At 70.9% G+C, this 22,657-nt stretch carries 16 protein-coding genes; 7 read left to right on the forward strand and 9 right to left on the reverse strand.

All coding sequences use genetic code 11. From position 1 onward, the window contains the following. Positions 1-22: 22 nt before the first annotated feature. Positions 23-3,100 carry an NPCBM/NEW2 domain-containing protein gene (locus tag ABT154_RS10500; RefSeq protein ID WP_351855428.1) on the forward strand — a complete coding sequence of 1,026 codons (3,078 nt, stop codon included), beginning with the start codon at positions 23-25 and terminating at the stop codon, positions 3,098-3,100. Between the two features lie 62 nt (positions 3,101-3,162). Here ABT154_RS10500 and ABT154_RS10505 read toward each other — a convergent pair whose 3' ends face one another. The 6 genes from ABT154_RS10505 to ABT154_RS10530 form a co-directional block, all read right to left on the reverse strand. Further along, entirely contained in the window at positions 3,163-4,272 is a 1,110-nt protein-coding gene (locus ABT154_RS10505) for a PAC2 family protein (protein ID WP_351855430.1), read from the reverse strand. 141 nt (positions 4,273-4,413) lie between these two features. After that, a complete protein-coding gene (locus ABT154_RS10510; protein WP_502969480.1) occupies positions 4,414-5,475 on the reverse strand; it encodes an LLM class flavin-dependent oxidoreductase in 1,062 nt (353 codons plus the stop codon). A gap of 123 nt (positions 5,476-5,598) precedes the next feature. Further along, positions 5,599-7,203: a glycerol-3-phosphate dehydrogenase/oxidase gene (locus ABT154_RS10515; RefSeq protein ID WP_351855433.1), complete on the reverse strand. Its 1,605-nt coding sequence runs from the start codon at positions 7,201-7,203 to the stop codon at positions 5,599-5,601. 5 nt (positions 7,204-7,208) lie between these two features. After that, positions 7,209-8,735 (reverse strand): glycerol kinase GlpK, encoded by a 1,527-nt coding sequence (gene glpK, locus ABT154_RS10520; RefSeq protein ID WP_351855435.1) that lies wholly within the window; start codon positions 8,733-8,735, stop codon positions 7,209-7,211. Between the two features lie 35 nt (positions 8,736-8,770). Then, the gene (locus ABT154_RS10525; RefSeq protein ID WP_351855437.1) at positions 8,771-9,529 is read right to left on the reverse strand and encodes an MIP/aquaporin family protein; all 759 of its coding nucleotides are present in this window, start codon (positions 9,527-9,529) and stop codon (positions 8,771-8,773) included. A gap of 328 nt (positions 9,530-9,857) precedes the next feature. Then, complete coding sequence (locus ABT154_RS10530; protein WP_351855439.1) at positions 9,858-10,622, reverse strand: IclR family transcriptional regulator; 765 nt, start codon at positions 10,620-10,622, stop codon at positions 9,858-9,860. 243 nt (positions 10,623-10,865) lie between these two features. On the opposite strand from ABT154_RS10530, the gene metH reads away from it, so the two are divergent. From metH to ABT154_RS10545, 3 genes are all read left to right on the forward strand, one after another. Continuing rightward, the gene (gene metH / locus ABT154_RS10535; protein ID WP_351855441.1) at positions 10,866-14,384 is read left to right on the forward strand and encodes a methionine synthase; all 3,519 of its coding nucleotides are present in this window, start codon (positions 10,866-10,868) and stop codon (positions 14,382-14,384) included. Between the two features lie 128 nt (positions 14,385-14,512). After that, entirely contained in the window at positions 14,513-15,211 is a 699-nt protein-coding gene (locus ABT154_RS10540) for an HAD family hydrolase (RefSeq protein ID WP_351855444.1), read from the forward strand. Between the two features lie 462 nt (positions 15,212-15,673). After that, positions 15,674-17,263 (forward strand): ABC transporter substrate-binding protein, encoded by a 1,590-nt coding sequence (locus ABT154_RS10545; RefSeq protein ID WP_351855447.1) that lies wholly within the window; start codon positions 15,674-15,676, stop codon positions 17,261-17,263. A 130-nt stretch (positions 17,264-17,393) separates the two neighbouring features. Here ABT154_RS10545 and ABT154_RS10550 read toward each other — a convergent pair whose 3' ends face one another. Both ABT154_RS10550 and ABT154_RS10555 read right to left on the reverse strand, forming a co-directional pair. After that, entirely contained in the window at positions 17,394-18,071 is a 678-nt protein-coding gene (locus ABT154_RS10550) for a response regulator (RefSeq protein WP_351855449.1), read from the reverse strand. A 42-nt stretch (positions 18,072-18,113) separates the two neighbouring features. Further along, the gene (locus tag ABT154_RS10555) at positions 18,114-19,016 is read right to left on the reverse strand and encodes a RecB family exonuclease (RefSeq protein ID WP_351855452.1); all 903 of its coding nucleotides are present in this window, start codon (positions 19,014-19,016) and stop codon (positions 18,114-18,116) included. A gap of 179 nt (positions 19,017-19,195) precedes the next feature. Here ABT154_RS10555 and ABT154_RS10560 point away from each other — a divergent pair, with 179 nt between their 5' ends. From ABT154_RS10560 to ABT154_RS10570, 3 genes are all read left to right on the forward strand, one after another. Next, the gene (locus ABT154_RS10560; protein WP_351855787.1) at positions 19,196-20,329 is read left to right on the forward strand and encodes a site-2 protease family protein; all 1,134 of its coding nucleotides are present in this window, start codon (positions 19,196-19,198) and stop codon (positions 20,327-20,329) included. An 18-nt stretch (positions 20,330-20,347) separates the two neighbouring features. Further along, entirely contained in the window at positions 20,348-21,235 is an 888-nt protein-coding gene (locus ABT154_RS10565; RefSeq protein WP_056566344.1) for a tRNA (adenine-N1)-methyltransferase, read from the forward strand. 268 nt (positions 21,236-21,503) lie between these two features. Further along, on the forward strand, positions 21,504-22,121 hold the full coding sequence (locus tag ABT154_RS10570; protein WP_351855455.1) for a hypothetical protein: 618 nt from the start codon (positions 21,504-21,506) through the stop codon (positions 22,119-22,121). 4 nt (positions 22,122-22,125) lie between these two features. Here the strand turns inward: ABT154_RS10570 and ABT154_RS10575 are convergent, their stop codons facing one another. Next, positions 22,126-22,437, reverse strand: coding sequence for a ferredoxin (locus ABT154_RS10575; RefSeq protein ID WP_351855457.1), 312 nt, complete (start codon positions 22,435-22,437; stop codon positions 22,126-22,128). Positions 22,438-22,657 lie beyond the last annotated feature (220 nt).

Consider the following 22,657-nt stretch of genomic DNA (forward strand, 5'->3'; position numbering starts at 1 on the left):
GAATCTGCGCTAAATAAGCCCCATGCAATCATCAATGCGCATGAGAGCTGCGGTCGCCGGTGCACTGCTCGGGCTGCTCACCGCCCTCGCGGGCCCCGGTGCCACCGCCACCGCCGAACCGTCCGACACCTCCGCACCGACTCCCGGCACCACCGTCGGCGAGGTCACCGCCTTCGCGGCCGACGGAGCCGTCTACCGGCTGACCGCCGGCCGGGCCCAGGCCCGGGTCAGCTTCGTCACCGCCGATACCTTCCGCATCGAACTGGCCCCCGACGGCACGTTCACCGACCCCACCGGCACCGACATCACCCTGCCCCAGGGCCCGCCCCCGGCCACCCGCTGGCGCGACCGGGGCGACCGCTACGAACTGAGCACCGCCAAGGTGACCCTGCGGGCCTACAAGTCCCCGCTCCGCTTCGCCGCCGTCCGCGCCGACGGCACCTCGCTGTGGAGCGAGGCCAGCGGCCTCAGCTGGACCGCCGACCGCACCACCCAGACCCTCGACCGCGGCGCCACCGAGCAGTTCTACGGCGCCGGGATGCAGAACGGGCGGGGCAACACCTCCCACCGCGACAAGACCGTCGAGGTCGGCGCCGACTACAACTGGAACGACGGCGGCCACCCCAACTCGGTCCCCTTCTACCTCTCCTCCGCCGGATACGGCGTCTACCGCAACACCTACGCCCCCAACACCTACGCCTTCACCGAGCCCGTCACCACCAGCGCGAAGGAACAGCGCTTCGACGCCTACTACTTCGCCGGCACCGGCCGCGACGCCGTCAAGGACGTCATCGGCCAGTACACCCGGCTCACCGGCAAGCCCTTCCTGCCGCCCGTGTACGGCCTGGAGATCGGCGACGCCGACTGCTACCTCCACAACGCCAACCGGGGCGAGCGCCGCACCCTCGACGCCCTGAAGGTCGCCGACGGCTACGTCGCCAACGACATGCCCAACGGGTGGATGCTCGTCAACGACGGCTACGGCTGCGGCCACGAGAACCTCCCCGAGGCCTCCGCGGGGCTCGGGCAGCGCGGCATGAAGCTCGGCCTCTGGACCGAGGACGGCATCGACAAGCTCGAAGAGCAGGTCAAGGCCGGCCAGCGGGTCGCCAAGCTCGACGTCGCCTGGGTCGGCGAGGGCTACAAGTTCGCCCTCGACGGCTGCAAGGACGCCCACGCCGGCATCGAGGCCCACAGCGACGCCCGCGGCTTCACCTGGGCCCCCGAGAGCTGGTCCGGCGCCCAGCGATGCGGCGTCCAGTGGTCCGGCGACCAGTCCGGCAGCTGGGAGTACATCCGCTGGCAGATCCCCACCTACGCGGGCGCGTCCATGTCCGGACTCGCCTACACCACCGGTGACGTCGACGGCATCTTCGGCGGCAGCGCCAAGACGTACACCCGCGACCTCCAGTGGAAGACCTTCCTGCCCGTCACCATGACCATGGACGGCTGGGCGGCCAACGACAAGCAGCCCTTCCGGTACGGCGAGCCCTACACCACGGTCAACCGCGCCTCCCTCAAGCTCCACGAGGCACTGCTGCCGTACATCTACAGCCATGCGTACCGGGCCACGAAGACCGGCGTCGGCCTCGCCCGGCCGCTCGCCCTGGAGTACCCGGACGACCCGAAGGCCGCGACCGAGGCCGCGAAGTACGAGTTCCTCAGCGGCGAGGACTTCCTCGTGGCCCCCGTCTACAAGGACGCCGTAGAGCGCGACGGTATCCATCTCCCGAAGGGCACCTGGATCGACTACTGGAACGGGCGCACCTACGAAGGCCCCGTCACCCTCGACGACTACAGTGCCCCGCTCGACACGCTGCCCCTCTTCGTACGGGCCGGGGCGACCGTCCCCATGTGGCCCGGCGACATCCGCTCGTACACCGACCGCGCCCCCGGCGACCCGATCGCCTGGGACATCTACCCCCAGGGCAGCTCCTCCTTCGAGCTGTACGAGGACGACGGCGTCACCCGCGACCACCGCACCGGCCGGTACGCCACCCAGCGCGCCGAGGTGCGTGCCCCGAACAGCGGCCCCGGCGACGTGACCGTCCGGATCGGCGCGAGCCGGGGCGCGTACACGGGCAAGCCGACCGCCCGGCCGTACGCCTTCACGCTCCACACCGGCGACGCCCCCGGCACCGTCCGGCTCGACGGGCGCGAGCTGCCCGCCCTCGGCTCCCGGGCCGCCTTCGAGGCCGCCTCCCAGGGCTGGTGGTACGACCGCGACGAGCGCGGGGGAGTGGTCCGGGTCAAGACGGCCGCCCTGTCCACCGGCCGCGCCTTCGAACTGCGCCTGACCGACACCAGCGCGGTCGGCGGCGCCGTACCGGGCGCCTCCGCCGTCCTGGCCGCACCCACCGGGCAGGAGCTCGGCGCCGGGGTGCCCGGCACCGTCGCCGTGGACGTCACCGCGGGCACCCGGGACGCCACCGACGTACGGGTCTCCCTGGACGTCCCGGCCGGCTGGCGGGTCACCCCGGCCGCGCCGGTCGACCGCGTCCCGGCCGGCACCACCCGCCGGGTCGAGGTCGCCGTCACCCCCGCCGCGGACGCCACACCCGGCGAGGCGACCCTCACGGCGACCGCCCGCCACCGCGCCGGGGACACCGACCGCACCGCCGTCCAGCGGTTCGCGGCCGGTGTGATGCCCCCGCCGCCGACCGGCGACGCCTGGGCGAGCGACCTGGTCTGGCTCCGGTCCACCAACGGCTGGGGCCCGCCCGAACGCGACCGATCCAACGGCGAGTCCGGCGCCACCGACGGCCGGCCCCTCACCCTGGCCGGACAGACCTACGAGAAGGGCATCGGCGCCCACGCCGACTCCGACATCGAGGTCTACCTCGGCGGCCGATGCACCACCCTCACCGCCGACGTCGGCATCGACGACGAGATCAACGGCTACGGGGAGGTGGCCTTCTCGGTCGAGGCCGACGGCAAGGTCCTGTGGACCTCGCCCCGGCTCACCGGCGCCTCCGCGACCCTGCCCGTGAACGTCGACGTGACCGGGGCGCGGCACGTCCGGCTGCGGATCACGGACACCAACGGGTCCAAGAGCGGGGACCACGGGGACTGGGCGGCGGCCCGGTTCGGCTGCGCCTGACAGGACCGCGCCCGGCACACGAACGGGAGGGGCGCCCTGGGGCACCCCTCCCGTTCCATGCGCTACTTCCCTGAATCGCCGTCCGCGTCGGGCGCGTCCGGCCCGGACTCCGCCCCCGGTCCCGGCGCCGTCTCCGGCCCGGGCTCCGACGGCGGCTCCGCCTCGGACGCCGTCTCGGACTCCGGCTCCGCCTCGGCCCCCGGCTCCGTCCCCGGTGCCGACTCCGGACCCGGCCGCTCCGGCTTCGGCGGGCGCGCACGGCCGCTGCCCGGGTCCCGGAGGAAGTCGCCGCCCTCCGTCGCCACGCCCGGACCGGAACCCGGCCCCGAGCCGGGCTCGCGCCGCCGCAGATACCGCTCGAACTCCCGGGCGATGGCCTCGCCCGAGGCCTCCGGCAGCTCCGCCGTGTCCCGGGCCTCCTCCAGCGTCTGCACGTACTCCGCGACCTCGCTGTCCTCGGCCGCCAGCTGGTCCACGCCCAGCTGCCAGGCCCGCGCGTCCTCGGGCAGCTCGCCCAGCGGGATGCGCAGACCGATGAGGTCCTCAAGACGGTTGAGGAGGGCCAGCGTCGCCTTCGGGTTCGGCGGCTGCGACACGTAGTGCGGCACCGCCGCCCACAGGCTCACCGCAGGCACGCCCGCGTGTGTGCACGCCTCCTGGAGGATGCCGACGATGCCCGTCGGGCCCTCGTACCGCGTCTCCTCCAGGTCCATCGTGCGCGCCAGGTCCGGGTCGGAGGTGACGCCGCTGACCGGGACCGGCCGGGTGTGCGGGGTGTCCCCGAGCAGCGCGCCCAGGATCACGACCATCTCCACGCCCAGCTCGTGCGCGAAGGCGAGCAGCTCGTTGCAGAAGGAGCGCCAGCGCATCGACGGCTCGATCCCGCGCACGAGCACCAGGTCGCGCGGTTTGTCGCCGCCGACCCGGACCACGGAGAGCCGGGTCGTCGGCCAGGTGATCTTCCGTACGCCGTTCTCCAGGAAGACCGTCGGCCGGTTGACCTGGAAGTCGTAGTAGTCCTCGGCGTCGAGCGCCGCGAACACCTCGCCCTTCCATTCCCGGTCCAGGTGGGCGACCGCGGTGGAGGCGGCGTCGCCGGCGTCGTTCCAGCCCTCGAACGCGGCCACCATGACCGGGTCGATCAGCTCGGGTACCCCCTCGAGCTCGATCACCCAGCGCCTCCTTTTCGAAGTTCCTGTCGTACGGACCAACCTTACGGCTTTCCGGAGGCCCGTCCGCAGCCCCCGGACACCCCCGAAAACCCGTGCGGCCTTGATCGACTACCCAGGAACTCGCCTCCGCACACGGAGGTCTCACTCCGCCCAGAGCGTGCTCGGCGCCTCCCTCCGGACCACGGGCGCGATCTCCTCGGCGAACCGTTGGAGCGTCTCGGCCTGCTCGGCCGTCGACTGGCCGAAGGTGTCGACCGTGATGGACTGCAGGTCGTGCCCGTAGTGCGCGTGGTAGCCGAGGATCTTGTCGATGATCTGCTGCGGCGAGCCGATCAGCTGCGGGCCGCCGGCGATCGCGTCCTCGATCGTGCGGAACGGGGTGTTGTAGCCCGCCTTCCCCTCCAGCTGCGGCTTGAAGCTCTGCCGCACCTTCGCCTCGTACAGGTCCTTGTACCGGGCGACCGCCCGCTCGGCCGTGTCGGCGATGAGCAGCCCGCCGGAACCGGCCGCCACGCGCGCGTGGGCCGGGTCGTGCCCGTACTCCTCGAACTTCTCCCGGTAGAGGGCGATGAGCTTCGCGTACGCCTCGCGCGACTGGATCGCGTTGGCGGTGAAGAGCGGATCCCCGTGCTTCGCCGCCAGTTCGGGGGACCGGGGGCTGGTGGCCGAGCCGTGCCAGATCCGGGGCGGACCGGCGTACGGCCGCGGGATCGTGGTGACGTTCTTCAGCGCGGGCCGGAACTCGCCCTCCCAGTCGACGCCCTCCTCCGTCCAGAGCCTGCGCAGGAGTTCGTACTTCTCCTGCCGGAGGTCCCACTGCCGCTCCTCGTCGAGGCCGAAGAGGTCGAAGTGCCCGGCCTCCGCGCCCTTGCCGACGACGAGTTCGAGCCGGCCGCGGGAGAGCTGGTCGAGGGTGGCGTAGTCCTCGGCGACCCGGACCGGGTCGAGGACCGCGACCACGGTGACGCCGGTGAGCAGTCTGATCCGGGAGGTACGGGCGGCCAGCGCGGCGAGCAGCACGGTCGGGGCGGAGGACAGGAACGGGCCCGCGTGCCGCTCGCCGACCGCGTACGCGTCGAAGCCGAGCCGTTCGGCGGTCTCGCCGAGCGTGACGACCTGCTCGAGGCGCTCGGCGGCGGAGAGGAGTCCGCCGGTGAGCGGGTGCGGTGAGTGGTGGACGATCGAGAGCACCCGTGACTTCATGCCGTCCACTCCGCGTGCCGAGTGTTGCCGCGGTGCGGACGGCGTGTGGCACACCTCAGGGGGCGGCCCTCCGAAGAGGAACCGCCCCCGTACGCAAGGGAGTTGCCCCACTGCGTACCGCTGCTACTTGCCCAGCATCTTCTCGACGTCGTCGCGGATCTCGTCCGTCGCGAGGCCGCGGACGGTCAGCGTCGTACGGCGGCGCAGCACGTCGTCCGCCGTCTCGGCCCACTCGTGGTCGCGGGCGTAGGCGACCTGCGCCCAGATCTCCGGCGCGTCCGGGTGGATGCGGCGGGCCAGCTCGGGGTTCTCGTTCGCCATGCGGGCGATGTCGAAGGAGAGCGAGCCGTAGTGCGTCGCCAGGTGCCTGGCGGTGTCGGCGGCCATTCGGGGGCCGGGCGCCGGACCGTCCACGAGCAGCCGGTGCGCGACCGCGTTCGGGTTGGCTATGCCGGGCAGCGGCAGCCGCTTCGGCAGCGACGACACGGGCTCGTAGTCCTCGCCGAGCGGGCGCCCGGGCAGCTGCTCCAGCTTCTTCATCACCGTACGGCCGATGTGCCGGAAGGTCGTCCACTTGCCGCCGGCCACCGAGAGCATGCCGCCGCGGCCCTCGGTCACGACCGTCTCGCGCTTCGCCTTGGAGGTGTCGCCGGGACCACCCGGGAGCACCCGCAGACCGGCGAAGGAGTAGGTGATCAGATCGCGCGACAGCTGCTGGTCGCGGATGGAGAAGGCGGCCTCGTCCAGGATCTGGGCGGTGTCCTTCTCGGTGACCTCGACCTTGCCGGGGTCGCCCTCGTACTCCTCGTCGGTGGTGCCGAGCAGCAGCATGTCCTCCCAGGGGAGGGCGAAGGTGATGCGGTACTTGTCGATCGGGGTGGCCAGGGCGGCCTTCCACGGCGAGGTCCGCTTGAGGACCAGGTGCGCGCCCTTGGAGAGGCGGATGGAGGGGGCCGCGTTCGGGTCCTCCATCCGGCGCAGGTGGTCGACCCACGGGCCGGTCGCGTTGAGCACGAGGCGGGCGGAGACGCCGAACTCGTCGCCGCTGGTGCGGTCCCTCAGCTCGGCGCCGGTGACCCGGCCCCGGGTGAAGCGCAGCCCGGTGACCTCGGCGTGGTTGAGGACGGTGGCACCGGCGTCGACGGCCGCGCGGACCGTCATCAGCGCCATCCGGGCGTCGTTCATCTGGTCGTCGCCGTAGACGGCGACGGCCTTGAGGTTGTCGGTGCGCAGCTCCGGCACGTCCTGCGCGGCCTTGGCGGGGGAGAGCAGGTGCCCGACGCCGTCGCCGAAGGCCGAGAGGGCGCTGTAGGCGAAGACACCGGCGCCGAGCTTGGCCGCGCCGTGCGGGCCGCCCTTGTAGACGGGCAGGTAGAAGGTGAGGGGGTTGGCGAGGTGCGGTGCCACCTGACGGGAGACCGCACGCCGCTCGAAGTGGTTCTCCGCGACCAGCTTCACCGCGCCGGTCTGCAGATAGCGCAGACCGCCGTGGAGGAGCTTCGAGGAGGCGGAGGAGGTGGCGCCGGCGAAGTCGCCGGCGTCCACCAGGGCCACCCGCAGGCCCGACTGCGCGGCGTGCCAGGCGGTGGAGATGCCCAGGATGCCGCCGCCGATCACCAGGAGGTCGTACGTCGCCTTGGAAAGCTGGTCCCGGGTCTCGGCGCGGCTCGGGAGGGAGCCGGACGCCGGGTGCGTCCCCAGGGCAGGGACGCTCTGCAGGGTGGTCATGTGTCTTACTCCTCGTCCTCGATCCAGCCCATGGTCCGCTCCACGGCCTTGAGCCAGCTCTTGTACTCGCGGTCACGCCTGTCGGCGTCCATGCGAGGGGTCCATTCCGCCGCCCGGCGCCAGTTGGCGCGCAGCGCGTCGGTGTCCGGCCAGAAGCCGACGGCCAGACCGGCGGCGTAGGCGGCGCCGAGGCAGGTGGTCTCGGCGACCATCGGACGCACGACGGGGGCGTCCAGGAAGTCCGAGAGGGTCTGCATCAGCAGGTTGTTGGAGGTCATGCCGCCGTCGACCTTGAGCGCGGTCAGCTCGACGCCGGAGTCCTTGGTCATGGCGTCGGTGATCTCGCGGGTCTGCCAGGCGGTGGCCTCCAGGACGGCACGGGCGATGTGCGCCTTGGTGACGTACCGGGTGAGGCCGGCGATGACACCGCGCGCGTCGGAGCGCCAGTACGGGGCGAACAGGCCGGAGAAGGCCGGCACGAAGTAGGCGCCGCCGTTGTCCTCGACCGAGGACGCCAGGGTCTCGATCTCGGCGGCCGACTTGATCAGGCCCATCTGGTCGCGCATCCACTGCACCAGCGAACCGGTGACGGCGATCGAGCCCTCCAGGGCGTAGACCGGCTTCTTGTCGCCGATCTGGTAGCCGACGGTGGTCAGCAGGCCGCTGTAGGAGTTGATGATCTTGTCGCCGGTGTTCATCAGCATGAAGGTGCCGGTGCCGTACGTGGACTTCGCCTCGCCCTCGGCGAAACACGTCTGGCCGAACAGGGCGGCCTGCTGGTCGCCGAGCGCCGAGGCGACCGGGACGCCGGCGAGGACGCCGTCCTTGACATGGCCGTAGACCTCGGCGGAGGAGCGGATCTCGGGGAGGACGTTGAGGGGGACCCCCATCGACTCCGCGATCTTCTCGTCCCAGGCCAGGGTGTGCAGGTTCATCAGCATGGTGCGCGAGGCGTTGGTGACGTCGGTGACGTGCACGCCGCCGTCGGTGCCGCCCGTGAGGTTCCAGATGACCCAGGAGTCCATGGTGCCGAAGAGGATGTCGCCGGCCTCGGCGCGCTCCCGCAGGCCCTCGACGTTGTCGAGCATCCAGCGGATCTTCGGGCCGGCGAAGTAGCTCGCCAGGGGCAGGCCGGTCTCGCGGCGGAAGCGGTCCTGGCCGACGTTGCGGCCGAGCTCCTTGCAGAGGGCGTCGGTGCGGGTGTCCTGCCAGACGAGGGCGTTGTGGACCGGCTCGCCGGTGTTCTTGTCCCAGAGCAGCGTGGTCTCGCGCTGGTTGGTGATGCCGATGGCCTTGACGTCGGAGGCGGCGATGCCGCCCTTCGTCAGGGCGCCCGCGACGACCTCCTGGACGTTGGTCCAGATCTCGGCGGCGTCGTGCTCGACCCAGCCCGGCTTCGGGAAGATCTGCTCGTGCTCCTTCTGGTCGACCGAGACGATCCGGCCGTCCTTGTCGAAGACGATGCAGCGGGAGGAGGTGGTGCCCTGGTCGATGGCCGCGATGAACGGGCCGGAGGTGTGTGCGTCGGTCACGGAGTGCTCCAAGGAAGGTCTGGAAGAAGGACGGCTCAGGCGAACGCGATGTTGTAGATACCCGCCGCGAGGGCTCCACCGATCAGCGGACCGGCGACCGGGATCCAGGCGTAGCTCCAGTCGGAGCCGCCCTTGTTCGGCAGCGGCAGCAGGGCGTGCACGATGCGCGGGCCGAGGTCACGCGCCGGGTTGATCGCGTAGCCGGTCGGGCCGCCGAGCGACAGGCCGATGGAGACCACGACGAACGCGGTGATCAGGCCGCCCAGGATGCCGAGGCCCTTGCCGCTGTCGTTGAGACCCTGGGTGAGCACGGCCAGGACGAGCACGACGGTGCCGATGATCTCGGTGGCGAGGTTCTGCCAGGTGTTCCGGATCTCGGGGCCGGTGGAGAAGATGCCGAGCACCGGGCCGGGGCCCTCGATCGGCGTCTTCGCGGCGGCCTCGGGGTCGTTGAGGTGGGCCAGGAACTGGCCGTAGTACGCCACCCAGACCAGGGTCGCGCCGATCATCGCGCCGAGCAGTTGGCCGGCGAGGTAGTAGGGGACGTTGCCCCACTCGCCGTCCTTGATCGCGATTCCGACCGTGACGGCGGGGTTCAGATGGGCGCCCGAGAGGGAAGCGGTCATGTACACGGCCGTCATGACGGCGAAGCCCCACCCGAAGGTGATCGCGAGCCAGCCCGCGTTGCGGGCCTTGGAGCCCTTGAGCGTCACGGCGGCGCACACACCGCCGCCGAGCAGAATGAGAACGGCGGTACCGATGGTCTCGCCGAGGAAGATGTCGGAGCTGGACACCCGCGACTCCTTTGTCCTTCGTCCAGGGGAAGGCGAACCCCGGGTCCCTCCGGTGGTCCGCGCCCTCGTGTGAGGGCGTTACCGGCCCTTGGCACTGCCACACTCTAACGCCTATTACCGTTAGGTGTTCGGCAATGCCGACCAATGAACGGAAGTTTTGCCCCCGGCTCAACAGCGCGTCAAGGCTTCGGGAAGTGAAAAACCCGCCGATAACGGGATCGTTACCGGCGGGTTCGGTGCTGCTGTGCTGCTACGGCGCTGCTCGGAGGCTGCTCAGGTGCCGCTTCGGCGCCGTTTCGGGGCGGCTTCGGTGCCGCTTCGGGGGGGGCTAGAAGCGCCCGGCTCCCAGGTCCCGGGACACCGCGCGGGCGCAGTCCCGTACCGCCGCGATCAGCTCCGGGCGCAGCTCCCCGGACGGGCAGAGGCGCTCCACGGCTCCCGTGACCGCCACCGCGCCCACCGGCATCCGGCGCCGGTCGTGGATGGGCGCCGCCACCGACGCCACGCCCTCCCAGGTCTCCTCCTGGTCCGCCGCCCAGCCCCGGGCCCTCGTCAGGTCGAGCACCGACTCGAAGTCCGCCAGGGCCGTCGTCGTACGCGGTGTGAACGCCTCACGCTCGACCTCGACGACCTCGCTGTGCGCCACCGGGTCGTACGCCGAGAGCACCTTGCCCAGGGCCGTGGAGTGCAGCGGCTGCATGGCCCCCACCTCCAGGACCTGGCGGCTGTCGTCCGGCCGGAACACATGGTGGACGATCAGCACGCCCTGCTGGTGCAGCACGCCCAGGTGGACGCTCTCGCCGCTGGACCGCGCCAGGTCGTCCGTCCACACCAGGGCCCGCGCCCGCAGCTCGTGCACGTCCAGATAGCTGTTGCCGAGGCGCAGCAGCTCCGCGCCGAGCTGGTACCGGCCGGAGGCCGCGTCCTGCTCCACGAAGCCCTCCGCCTGGAGGGTGCGCAGGATGCCGTGGGCCGTGCCCTTGGCGAGCCCGAGCGAGGACGAGATGTCGGACAGGCCGAGCCGGCGCTCGCCGCCCGCGAGCAGTCGCAGCATGGCCGCCGCTCGTTCAAGCGACTGGATGTTCTTCGCCATCGCCCGGCCCTTCTCCCTCTCACGCTGTTCGACAATGCTGAACACTATCGGTCGATGCCGACCTCTCGTTACACCTGACAGTGTCGGTCAAGAACGGGCAGAACCGGGAGTCCCCGCACACAGGATGCCGTCCGGCCCGTGGGACGCCGTGTCCACCCCGGCCGATGCGCGGTTACGCTGGCCCCGTGCACCCTCCACCGAGGGTGCAAAGCCGACAGCCGTCGCATCCCAGGGAGCTCATCCATGGCCTCGTTGCCGACCCCTTCCGCTGACAGCCGGACCCGCGCCGCAGCCCTCCGTGAGGCACTCGCCAGCCGAGTGGTCGTCGCCGACGGCGCCATGGGCACCATGCTCCAGGCCCAGGATCCGACGCTCGAGGACTTCCAGGACCTCGAAGGCTGCAACGAGATCCTCAACGTCACGCGGCCCGACATCGTCCGTTCGGTGCACGAGGCGTACTTCGAGGTCGGCGTCGACTGCGTCGAGACGAACACCTTCGGCTCCAACCACTCGGCCGCCGGCGAGTACGAGATCGCCGACCGGATCTTCGAGCTGTCCGAGGCGGGCGCCCGGATCGCCCGCGAGGTCGCCGACGAGTTCGGCGCCAAGGACGGCCGCCGGCGCTGGGTGCTCGGCTCCATCGGCCCCGGCACCAAGCTGCCGTCGCTGGGCCACATCGCGTACGACGTGCTGCGCGACGGCTACCAGAAGAACGCCGAGGGCCTGCTGGCCGGCGGCGCGGACGCGCTCATCGTGGAGACGACCCAGGACCTGCTGCAGACCAAGTCGAGCCTCATCGGCGCGCGGCGCGCGATGGACGCCCTCGGCGTGGACGTGCCGCTGATCTGTTCCCTCGCCTTCGAGACCACCGGCGTCATGCTGCTCGGCTCGGAGATCGGCGCGGCGCTCACCGCCCTGGAACCGCTCGGCATCGACCTGATCGGTCTGAACTGCTCCACCGGCCCCGCCGAGATGAACGAGCACCTGCGGTACCTCGCCCGCCACTCCCGTACGCCTCTGATGTGCATGCCGAACGCCGGCCTGCCCGTGCTGACCAAGGACGGCGCGTACTTCCCCCTGACGCCGCCGGAGATGGCCGACGCGCAGGAGAACTTCGTCCGCGACTACGGCCTCTCCCTGGTCGGCGGCTGCTGCGGCTCCACCCCCGAGCACCTGCGCCAGGTCGTCGACCGCGTCCGGGGCCTCACCCCCGCCCCGCGCGACCCGAACCCCGAGCCCGGCGCCGCCTCGCTCTACCAGACGGTGCCGTTCCGCCAGGACACCGCGTACATGGCGATCGGCGAGCGCACCAACGCCAACGGCTCCAAGAAGTTCCGCGAGGCCATGCTCGACGGCCGTTGGGACGACTGCGTCGAGATGGCCCGCGACCAGATCCGCGAGGGCGCGCACATGCTCGACCTCTGCGTGGACTACGTCGGCCGCGACGGCGTCGCCGACATGGAGGAGCTGGCCGGCCGCTTCGCCACTGCCTCCACCCTGCCGATCGTCCTCGACTCCACCGAGGTCGACGTCCTGCGCGCCGGCCTGGAGAAGCTCGGCGGCCGGGCCGTCATCAACTCCGTGAACTACGAGGACGGCGACGGCCCCGAGTCCCGCTTCGCCAAGGTCACCCGGCTGGCCCAGGAGCACGGCGCCGCGCTGATCGCCCTCACCATCGACGAGGAGGGCCAGGCCCGCACCGTCGAGCACAAGGTCGCCATCGCCGAGCGGCTCATCGAGGACCTCACCGGCAACTGGGGCATCCACGAGTCCGACATCCTCATCGACGCCCTGACCTTCACCATCTGCACCGGCCAGGAGGAGTCGCGCAAGGACGGCATCGCCACCATCGAGGCGATCCGCGAGCTGAAGCGCCGCCGGCCGGACGTGCAGACCACGCTGGGCCTGTCCAACATCTCCTTCGGCCTCAACCCGGCCGCGCGGATCCTCCTCAACTCCGTCTTCCTCGACGAGTGCGTCAAGGCCGGTCTCGACTCGGCCATCGTGCACGCCTCGAAGATCCTGCCGATCGCCCGCTTCGACGACGAGCAGGTCACCACCGCGCTCGACCTGATCTACGACCGCCGCAGCGAGGGCTACGACCCGCTGCAGAAGCTGATGGCGCTCTTCGAGGGCGTCAACACCAAGTCGATGAAGGCCGGCAAGACCGAGGAACTCCTCGCCCTGCCCCTGGACGAGCGTCTGAAGCGCCGCATCGTCGACGGCGAGAAGAACGGCCTGGAGGCCGACCTCGACGAGGCCCTGACGGTCCGCCCCGCCCTGGAGATCGTCAACGAGATCCTGCTCGACGGCATGAAGACGGTCGGTGAGCTGTTCGGCTCCGGCCAGATGCAGCTGCCGTTCGTGCTCCAGTCCGCCGAGGTCATGAAGACGGCCGTGGCGTACCTCGAACCGCACATGGAGAAGTCCGACGCCGAGGGCAAAGGCACGATCGTCCTCGCCACCGTCCGGGGCGACGTCCACGACATCGGCAAGAACCTCGTCGACATCATCCTGTCCAACAACGGCTACAACGTCGTCAACATCGGCATCAAGCAGCCGGTCTCCGCGATCCTCGAAGCGGCGGAGGAGCACCGGGCCGACGTGATCGGCATGTCCGGTCTCCTCGTGAAATCCACCGTGATCATGAAGGAGAACCTCCAGGAGCTGAACCAGCGCGAGCTGGCCGCCAAGTACCCCGTGATCCTCGGCGGCGCCGCCCTCACCCGGGCGTACGTCGAGCAGGACCTGCACGAGATCTACGAGGGCGAGGTGCGCTACGCCCGCGACGCCTTCGAGGGCCTGCGCCTCATGGACGCGCTCATCGGCGTCAAGCGCGGCGTCCCCGGAGCCGTACTGCCCGAGCTCAAGCAGCGCCGGGTCGCGAAGACGGCCCCGGCGTCGGCCGACGTCACCGGCGGCGAGCCGGAGCCCGGCGGCCGTTCCGACGTCTCCGTGGACAACCCGGTGCCGACCCCGCCGTTCTGGGGCACCCGGGTCGTCAAGGGCATCCCGCTGAAGGACTACGCGTCCTGGCTCGACGAGGGCGCCCTCTTCAAGGGCCAGTGGGGCCTCAAGCAGAACCGGGCCGGCGACGGGCCCTCGTACGAGGAGCTGATCGAGACCGAGGGCCGGCCCCGGCTGCGCGGCTGGCTGGAGCGCCTCCACACGGAGAACCTCCTGGAGGCGGCCGTCGTCCACGGCTACTTTCCCTGTGTCTCCAAGGGCGACGACCTGATCATCCTCGACGAGGCCGGCAACGAGCGGACCCGCTTCACCTTCCCCCGCCAGCGCCGGGGCCGCCGCCTCTGCCTCGCGGACTTCTTCCGCCCGGAGGAGTCCGGCGAGACCGATGTCGTCGGCCTCCAGGTCGTCACCGTCGGCTCGCGGATCGGCGAGGCCACGGCCGAGCTCTTCGCCTCCGACTCCTACCGCGACTACCTGGAGCTGCACGGCCTCTCCGTGCAGCTCGCCGAGGCCCTCGCCGAGTACTGGCACGCGCGCGTGCGCGCGGAGCTGGGCTTCGCCGGCGAGGACCCGTCCGACGTCCGGGACATGTTCGACCTCAAGTACCGGGGCGCGCGCTTCTCCCTCGGCTACGGGGCCTGCCCCGACCTGGAGGACCGCGCGAAGATCGCGGAGCTGCTGCGCCCGGAGCGGATCGGGGTGCACCTCTCGGAGGAGTTCCAGCTCCACCCCGAGCAGTCCACCGACGCCATCGTCATCCATCACCCGGAGGCGAAGTACTTCAACGCCCGGTGACCGGCCGCGGTAAATCCGCGCGCTCCGGGTGATCCGGACGTACACTTGTCGGTCCAGTGCAGGCCGGTCTTCCTCCCCGTACCGGGGAGGGGGACCGGCCTTCTCGTCCCTCAATGGAGGTGTGCCGGATGACCAGTACGGTCCCCGCGTCCCTGTTCCGTACGAACGGCAGCCCCGCCCTGCAGGCGGTCTTCCTCGACATGGACGGGACCCTCGTCGACACGGAGGGCTTCTGGTGGGACGCGGAGGTCGAGGTCTTCGCCGACCTCGGGCACCGGCTGGACGAGGCCTGGCGGGACGTCGTCGTCGGCGGGCCGATGACCCGCAGCGCGGGCTACCTCATCGAGTCGACCGGCGCCGACATCACCCTCGCCGAGCTGACCGTCCTGCTCAACGAGAAGTTCGAGCAGCGCATCGCGCGCGGAGTGCCGCTCATGCCGGGCGCCGAGCGGCTGCTCGCCGAGCTGGCCCGGCACTCCATCCCCACCGCCCTGGTCTCCGCCTCGCACCGGCAGATCATCGACCGGGTCCTCCACTCGCTCGGCCGCGACCGGTTCACGCTCACCGTCGCGGGCGACGAGGTGGCCCGCACCAAGCCGCACCCCGAGCCGTATCTGACGGCCGCCCACGGGGTCGGCGCCGATCCCGTGCTCTGCGCCGTCGTCGAGGACACGGCCACCGGCGTGGCGGCGGCGGAGGCGGCGGGATGCCGGGTCGTCGCGGTGCCCTCCGTCGCCCCCATCGCGGCCTCCGCGGGCCGGGTCGTCGTGCGTTCTCTGGAGGAGGTCGATGTGCCGTTCCTTCGCACATTGATCACGGGAATCTGAGCTTCGTCTGAGCTTTCCCGGCTGAATGCGCTTTCCTGCGAGAAAAGCGATCAGGTCATTCACCGAAAGGCCCCCGCGTGACCTTGGTCACGCAGAGTGCTCATCGATGGGTGGCCTTCGTCGTGTCCCGTGCCCGAAAAGCGGGTGTTTCGCCGCCCCTATCTGTCCCGGTTCGCTCATCCTCGTCCGCATCCTCCGGCGCATGACTATCGAAGACCCCGTATTCATGATCACTGTGCGATTACCCCCGGGGCCGCCCGTGGTCCGGCAATAGCGACACCGCCCACTAATCTTTCGCGAGTACTTCGCCGCATAACCGCGTGCACCGGCGCACACCCAAGTCGCCGTGAACACAGGACCGATCGCAACACCCGGCCCGATCGCTCCCGCCCCGACCGGGCGGCAGGCGGCGGAGTTCCACTGACCGCTGCATCCCAGTGCCGGATGAGGAGATCGTCCCTGATGAACCGCAAGACCCTGGTGCTCCCGGCCGTGGCCGGACTGCTCGCCCCGCTGCTCGCCGCATGCGGCGGAGCGGAGGACAGCGGAGCGATCGTCGTCGGCACCACGGACCAGTTCATCGCCACCGCGGACGCGCCCGCACCGCTCGACCCGGCCTTCGCCTACGACACCGGCGCCTGGAACGTCCTCCGGCAGACCGTCCAGACCCTGCTGCACGTGCCCCGCGGTGGCGGCGAGCCCGTCCCCGAGGCCGCCCAGAGCTGCGGATTCTCCGACAAGGCCAGCGAGAGCTACCGCTGCGAGCTCCGCTCAGGCCTCACCTTCGCCGACGGCACGCCCGTCACCGCCGAGGACGTCAAGTTCTCCATCGACCGCGTCCTGAAGATCAAGTCGGACAACGGTACGGCCGCCCTCCTCTCGAACGTCGACACCGTCGAGACCCAGGGCGCCGACGAGGTCGTCTTCCACCTCAAGACCCCCGACGCCACCTTCCCGTACAAGCTCTCCACCCCCGTCGCCGGCATCCTCAGCAAGGACAAGTACGCCGCCGACAAGCTCCGCGACGGCTTCGACGTCGACGGCTCCGGCCCGTACACCATGAAGGTCGAACGCGACGGCGAGAAGGCCACCCGCTTCGTCTTCAGCAGGAACCCCGCCTACAAGGGCGACATCACCCTGCGCAACGACAAGGTCGAACTGCGCTCCTTCGCCGACGCCGGAACCATGGGCAAGGCCCTGGAGGGCGACGACATCGACATGGTCGCCCGCTCCCTGTCGCAGCAGCAGATCAAGAACCTCACCGAGACGCCCCAGGACGGCATCCAGGTCGTCGAGGTCCCCGGCCTGGAGATCCGCTACCTCGGCTTCAACACCAAGGCCCCCTCCGTCCAGGAGAAGGCCGTGCGCCAGGCCATGGCCGCCGTCATCGACCGGGGCGCCCTCGTCAACCTGGTCTACGGCCCCACCGCCGAGCCGCTCTACTCGCTGATCCCCTCCAGCATCACCGGCCACGCCACCCCCTTCTTCGACGAGTACGGCGAGCCCGACCCCGACCGCGCCGCCAAGCTTCTCAAGGACGCCGGCGTGAAGACCCCCGTCAAGGTGACCCTCAACTACACCACCGACCACTACGGCGCCGAGACCGCCCAGGAGTTCGAGGCGCTCAAGAAGCAGCTCGTCGCCAGCGAACTCTTCGACGCCGACGTCAAGGGCGCCGACTGGTCCACCTTCCGCACCGCCCAGAAGCGCGGCGACTACGCCGTCTACGGCCTCGGCTGGTTCCCGGACTACCCGGACCCGGACAACTACATCGCGCCGTTCCTCGACAGCGACAACTTCCTCAACACCCCGTACGTGAACAAGGTCGTCCGCGACCAGCTCATCCCGCGCTCGCGCCGCCAGGCCGACCGCACCGCCGCGAGCCCCGTCTACAACCAGATCCAGAAGATCGTCGCCCAGGACGTACCCGTCCTGCCCCTGTGGCAGGGCAAGCAGTACGTCGCCGCCCGCGACGACCTCAACGGAGTCGAGTACGCCCTCAACACCTCCTCCGACCTGCTGCTCTGGGAGCTCGGCCGCGGCGCCGTCTGACCCCGTCGACCGGAGGGGCCGACCGCCCCGGCACGGACCCGACACCCCACGCCCCCCATGCGACAGGAGGGGCCCGGCGCGCGACACGCGTACCGGGCCCCTCCTGTCGTCTCCTTCGCGTCCGGGGGAGCTACTGACCGGCGGCGCCCGGCCGCACCAGGCCGCTCTCGTACGCGTACACCGCGGCCTGCACCCGGTCCCGCAGGCCCAGCTTCGTCAGCACGTGACCCACGTGCGTCTTCACCGTCGTCTCACTGACGAACAGATCCGCCGCGATCTCCGCGTTCGACAGGCCCCGTGCCACCAGCTTCAGCACCTCCACCTCACGGTCGGTCAAGGTCCCCAGCGTGTCCGGGACCCGCTCCTCGCCCGTCGGCAGATGCGCCGAGTACTTGTCGAGCAGCCGACGCGTGATCGACGGCGCCAGCATCGCCTCACCGGCCGCCACCACCCGGATCGCCTGCACCAGCTCGGTCGCCGGCGCGTCCTTCAACAGGAAACCGCTCGCTCCCGCCCGCAGCGCCTCCACCACGTACTCGTCGAGGTCGAAGGTGGTCAGCACCAGCACCTTCGCCGGACCGTCCCGACCCGGACCCGTGATCTGCCGGGTCGCCTCCACCCCGTCCATCCGGGGCATCCGGATGTCCATCAGGACCACGTCCGGCTGGAGCGCCCGCACCTGCTCCTGCGCCTGGAGGCCGTCCCCGGCCTCACCCACCACCGCGATGTCCTGCTCCGCCTCCAGAATCATCCGGAAGCCGGTGCGCAGCAGCGGCTGATCGTCGACCAAGAGGACGCGGATCGTCACAAGGGCTCCTTCACGGGGCTGAGCTCACGAGGTACGCCGGCACTACGGCGCCGGCGGGGCCGGGTCCATTCTGCCCTGCCCGGATTCGCCCGACTCCGGCGGGCGCGCTGAAACGATCTTCAACGGGTACACCGGGGGCGTACCACCGAACTCCGGACAGACCGCCTGATGGTCACACCAACCGCACAGCTTCGTCGGACGCGGCCGCCAGTCACCCGACTCCGTCGCCAGCCGGATCGCGTCCCACAGTGCGAGCAGCTTCCGCTCCACCCGCAGCAGATCCGCCTCCACCGGGTCGTACGTCAGCACCTCACCGCTGCCCAGATACACCAGCTGCAGCCGCCTCGGGATCACCCGCTTCAGCCGCCACACCACCAGCGCGTAGAAGGTCATCTGGAACAGCGCGCCGTCCCGGTACTCCGGCCGGGGCGCCTTGCCCGTCTTGTAGTCGACGATCCGCACATCACCCGTGGGCGTCACATCGATCCGGTCGATCACCCCGCGCAGCCGCAGCCCCGAATCCAGCTCCGTCTCCACGAACAGCTCGCGCTCGGCGGGCTCCAGACGCGTCGGATCCTCCAGCGTGAACCACCGCTCGACCAGCCGCTCCGCCTCACCCAGCCAACCCGCGAGCCGGGCCCCCTCCGGGTCCTCCGCGAACAGCTCGCCCAGCTCCGGCTTCGACTCCAGCAGCCGGTCCCACTGCCCCGGAACCATCGCCCGCGCCCGCGGCGCCGTCCGGTCCACCGCCGGATCGTCGAAGAGCCGCTCGAGCACGGCGTGCACCAGCGTGCCCCGGGTCGCCGCCTCGCTCGGCCTCTCCGGCAGCCGGTCGATCACCCGGAACCGGTACAGCAGCGGACACTGCATGAAATCGCTCGCCCGCGAAGGCGACAACGACATGGGCGCCCGGGGTTCCGCCGGCACCTGCTCGCTCGTACTCATGTCGAAGACCCTACGACCCGCCACCGACAGCGCGCGGAATACCATCGACCTGTGACCCTGTCGCACTGCATGATCGAACCGTGACGCAGCGACTCGGTCACACCACGCGACGAAAGGAACCCGTGAACCAGGACGAGCCCAAGCCGCAGCGGACCGAGGAGCCCGGGGGCGGCATCCTCATGGGCCGTCCCTTCGGCGTGCCCGTCTACGTCGCCCCCAGCTGGTTCCTCGTCGCCGCCCTGATCACCTGGGTCTTCGGCGACCAGATCCAGCGCGTCCTGCCCGAACTCGGCGCCGCGCGCTACCTGGTCTCCCTCTTCTTCGCCATCGCCTTCTACGCCTCCGTACTGGTCCACGAACTGGCCCACACCATCGCCGCGCTCCGCTTCAAGCTCCCGGTGCGCCGCATCCAGCTCCAGTTCTTCGGCGGCGTCTCCGAGATCGAGAAGGAGACCGAGACCCCCGGCCGCGAATTCGTCCTCGCCTTCGTCGGCCCCCTCCTCTCCCTCGTCCTCTCCGGCCTGTTCTACCTCTCCCTGTACGCCGTCGAGCCCGGCACCGTCCCCGGCGTCCTGCTCGCCGGCCTGATGATCTCCAACCTGATCGTCGCGATCTTCAACCTGCTCCCCGGCCTCCCGCTCGACGGCGGCCGCATGCTCCGCGCCGTCGTCTGGAAGATCACCGGCAAGCCCATGAGCGGCACCGTCGCCGCCGCCTGGGTCGGCCGCTTCCTCGCCGTCACCGTCCTCATCGGCCTCCCCCTGCTCACCCGCACCGGCTGGCTCGGCAACTCCACCGAGAACATCGACGGCTTCACCACCGTCACCGACGCCCTGCTCGCCGCGATCCTGGCCGCCATCATCTGGACCGGCGCCGGCAACAGCCTCCGCATGGCCCGCCTCCGCGAACACCTCCCCGAGCTCCGCGCCCGCAGCCTCACCCGCCGCGCCATCCCCGTCGAGCCCGCCACCCCGCTCTCCGAGGCCCTCCGCCGCGCCAACGAGTCCGGCGCCCGCGCCCTGGTAGTCGTCGACGGCCACGGCGACCCCACCGGCATCGTCCGCGAGGCCGCCATCGCCGCCGTCCCCCAGCACCGCCGCCCCTGGGTCGCCGTCAGCACCCTCGCCCAGGACCTCACCGAGGGCATGCGCGTCCCCGCCGAACTCACCGGGCAGCCCCTCCTCGACCACCTCCGCGCCAGCCCCGCCACCGAGTACCTCGTCGTCGAGGACACCGGCGAGATCTACGGAGTCCTCGCCACCACCGACGTCGAGCGCGCCTTCGTCAAGGCCATGGCACGACCCACCTCTTAACCCCGGTACTCTGGTCGTATGTCCGAACCGACCGGTGCCGCCCGCCGCCGCGGGCCCTTCAAGGTCGGGGACCAGGTTCAGCTGACCGACCCCAAGGGCCGCCACTACACGTTCACGCTCGAAGAGGGAAAGAACTTCCACACCCACAAGGGTTCTTTCCCCCATGACGAGCTGATCGGCGCACCCGAGGGCAGCGTTGTCCGTACCACCGGAAACGTCGCCTACCTCGCGCTGCGCCCCCTGCTCCCCGACTACGTCCTGTCCATGCCCCGCGGTGCCGCCGTGGTCTACCCGAAGGACGCGGGGCAGATCCTCGCCTTCGCCGACATCTTCCCCGGCGCGCGCGTCGTCGAGGCAGGCGTGGGCTCCGGCTCGCTCAGCAGCTTCCTGCTCCGCGCCATCGGCGACAGCGGCATGCTGCACTCCTACGAGCGCCGCGAGGACTTCGCCGAGATCGCGAAGGGCAACGTCGAGCGCTACTTCGGCGGTCCGCACCCCGCGTGGCAGCTGACCGTCGGCGACCTCCAGGACAACCTGTCCGACACCGAGGTCGACCGCGTCATCCTGGACATGCTCGCTCCCTGGGAGTGCCTGGAGGCCGTCTCCAAGGCGCTCGTCCCCGGCGGCATCCTCTGCTGCTACGTGGCGACCACCACCCAGCTCGCCCGCACCGTGGAGTCCATCCGCGAGTTCGGCTGCTACGCCGAGCCGCAGCCCTGGGAATCCATGATCCGCAACTGGCACGTCGAGGGCCTCGCAGTCCGCCCGGACCACCGGATGATCGGCCACACCGGCTTCCTCGTCACCGCCCGCCGCCTCGCGGACGGGGTCGAGCCCCCGATGCGCCGCCGCCGCCCCGCCAAGGGTGCCTACGGCGAGGACTACGAAGGCCCCAACAAGGGCTGACGTCCCGACATCCACGGCACGCCGCCGTCGAGTTCCCGCCCTACTGCGGGGAACTGGACGGCGGCGTCCTCATGTTCGGACCGGTGACCGACTGACCGGCCGGAGCCGTCCCGCCTGAGCCGCTCGGCTTTCGGGACCCCCGCCACGAGTGCGCCGCCCCCGGCTCCAGGCCGTGTCCGGATATGCCCGCCCCCGACCGCTCGCCGCGACCGGAGCGCCCCCGCCGGGCCCGACCCGGCTGTTCCGTCCCCCTGTGACGTGTGGCACGATGCCGGAAACCCGCCGCACCACCCCACAGGAGACGTCTCGCGTGCAGCCCTCCGCCGCCCCGGACCTCGTGGACCTCGCACACACCCGAGCCCGGCCGGCTCACTGGCTGGCCACCGCCACGGCGACCGCCGCCGTCGTCGCCCTCGCCGGACTCCTCCAGCCGGGCCCCGCCGGAGCCTCCGCGGCCCCCGCCGCCCCGCGTCCGGCACCCGCGCCCGAGGCCACCGGAGTCGACTACCCGCTGGAATGCCGAGGAGCCCCGCACACCGTCGCCAAGCGGGTGTCGGGGGACCTCGACGGGGACGGAAACCCCGAGACCGTTGCGGTCGTGCACTGTGAAGCCGGCTCCGGCACCCCGCCCAGCGGCGTCTACGTCCTCACCCGCGGCAAGGAGGCCGGCGCACCCGCGCGCGTGGTGGCCACGCTCGTCGCGCCCGAGCAGCTCAAGAGCGTCGGAGCCCTCGCCGTACGTGGCGGAGCGGTCCACGCCACCCTGCTCGGCTACTCGTCCCTCGACGTACCCAGCTGCTGCCCCGACGAGAAGGAGCAGGTCAGCTGGCGTTGGCAGGGCGGAGCCTTCGTCGGCGCCGGACAGGCCGACGCGCGGAGCGCCTGACCCGTCACCCGGCGTCGGGGCCGTACACCTCCACCTTGTCCGCGGCCCGGCGCACATGGATGCAGTCGCCGGGGCACTCCTTCACGGAGTCCACCACGTCCTGGAGCAGCGTCAGCGGCACCGGAGTGGTCGCCCCCGCGTCCTGGAGGAGTTCGTCGTCGGCGCTCTTCACATATGCGAGCCCGTCGATGTCCAGCTCGAAGACCTCGGGAGCGTACTGCGCACAGATCCCGTCCCCGGTGCACAGGTCCTGGTCGATCCAGACCTCCAGGGCCTCGTCGACGCCCGTGGACGGAGCCTCGTGCTGCACGGTCATATCTCCTGCCGTTCCTGCATCTCGTTCTGCATCTGTTCCGCGCCCGAGCCGCGACGCATTCCGCGACCCGTTCCGCTTCTCGCGGGTAAGTCGGGCCCCCTCTGACGGGTGTTGACCCAGGACGACGATACAACCGCCCGCATTCAAGTCGTGAAGGGTGGGTATTCCCCTGGCGAGAGGGGAAGCGCAAGGGTGAAGATCGGACACACCTCGGAGTCTT

It is taken from the genome of Streptomyces sp. NPDC001728, from assembly GCF_040297565.1.
Classification (GTDB): Bacteria; Actinomycetota; Actinomycetes; order Streptomycetales; family Streptomycetaceae; genus Streptomyces.

Bases quoted from the DNA above. Each gene is read 5' to 3' on its own strand.
- ABT154_RS10500 (WP_351855428.1), top strand. From the start codon at position 23: ATGCAATCATCAATGCGCATGAGAGCTGCGGTCGCCGGTGCACTGCTC.
- ABT154_RS10510 (WP_502969480.1), bottom strand. From the start codon at position 5,475: ATGAAGTCACGGGTGCTCTCGATCGTCCACCACTCACCGCACCCGCTC.
- ABT154_RS10515 (WP_351855433.1), bottom strand. From the start codon at position 7,203: ATGACCACCCTGCAGAGCGTCCCTGCCCTGGGGACGCACCCGGCGTCC.
- ABT154_RS10530 (WP_351855439.1), bottom strand. From the start codon at position 10,622: ATGGCGAAGAACATCCAGTCGCTTGAACGAGCGGCGGCCATGCTGCGA.
- metH (WP_351855441.1), top strand. From the start codon at position 10,866: ATGGCCTCGTTGCCGACCCCTTCCGCTGACAGCCGGACCCGCGCCGCA.
- ABT154_RS10540 (WP_351855444.1), top strand. From the start codon at position 14,513: ATGACCAGTACGGTCCCCGCGTCCCTGTTCCGTACGAACGGCAGCCCC.
- ABT154_RS10545 (WP_351855447.1), top strand. From the start codon at position 15,674: ATGAACCGCAAGACCCTGGTGCTCCCGGCCGTGGCCGGACTGCTCGCC.
- ABT154_RS10555 (WP_351855452.1), bottom strand. From the start codon at position 19,016: ATGAGTACGAGCGAGCAGGTGCCGGCGGAACCCCGGGCGCCCATGTCG.
- ABT154_RS10560 (WP_351855787.1), top strand. From the start codon at position 19,196: ATGGGCCGTCCCTTCGGCGTGCCCGTCTACGTCGCCCCCAGCTGGTTC.
- ABT154_RS10565 (WP_056566344.1), top strand. From the start codon at position 20,348: ATGTCCGAACCGACCGGTGCCGCCCGCCGCCGCGGGCCCTTCAAGGTC.
- ABT154_RS10570 (WP_351855455.1), top strand. From the start codon at position 21,504: ATGCCGGAAACCCGCCGCACCACCCCACAGGAGACGTCTCGCGTGCAG.
- ABT154_RS10575 (WP_351855457.1), bottom strand. From the start codon at position 22,437: ATGACCGTGCAGCACGAGGCTCCGTCCACGGGCGTCGACGAGGCCCTG.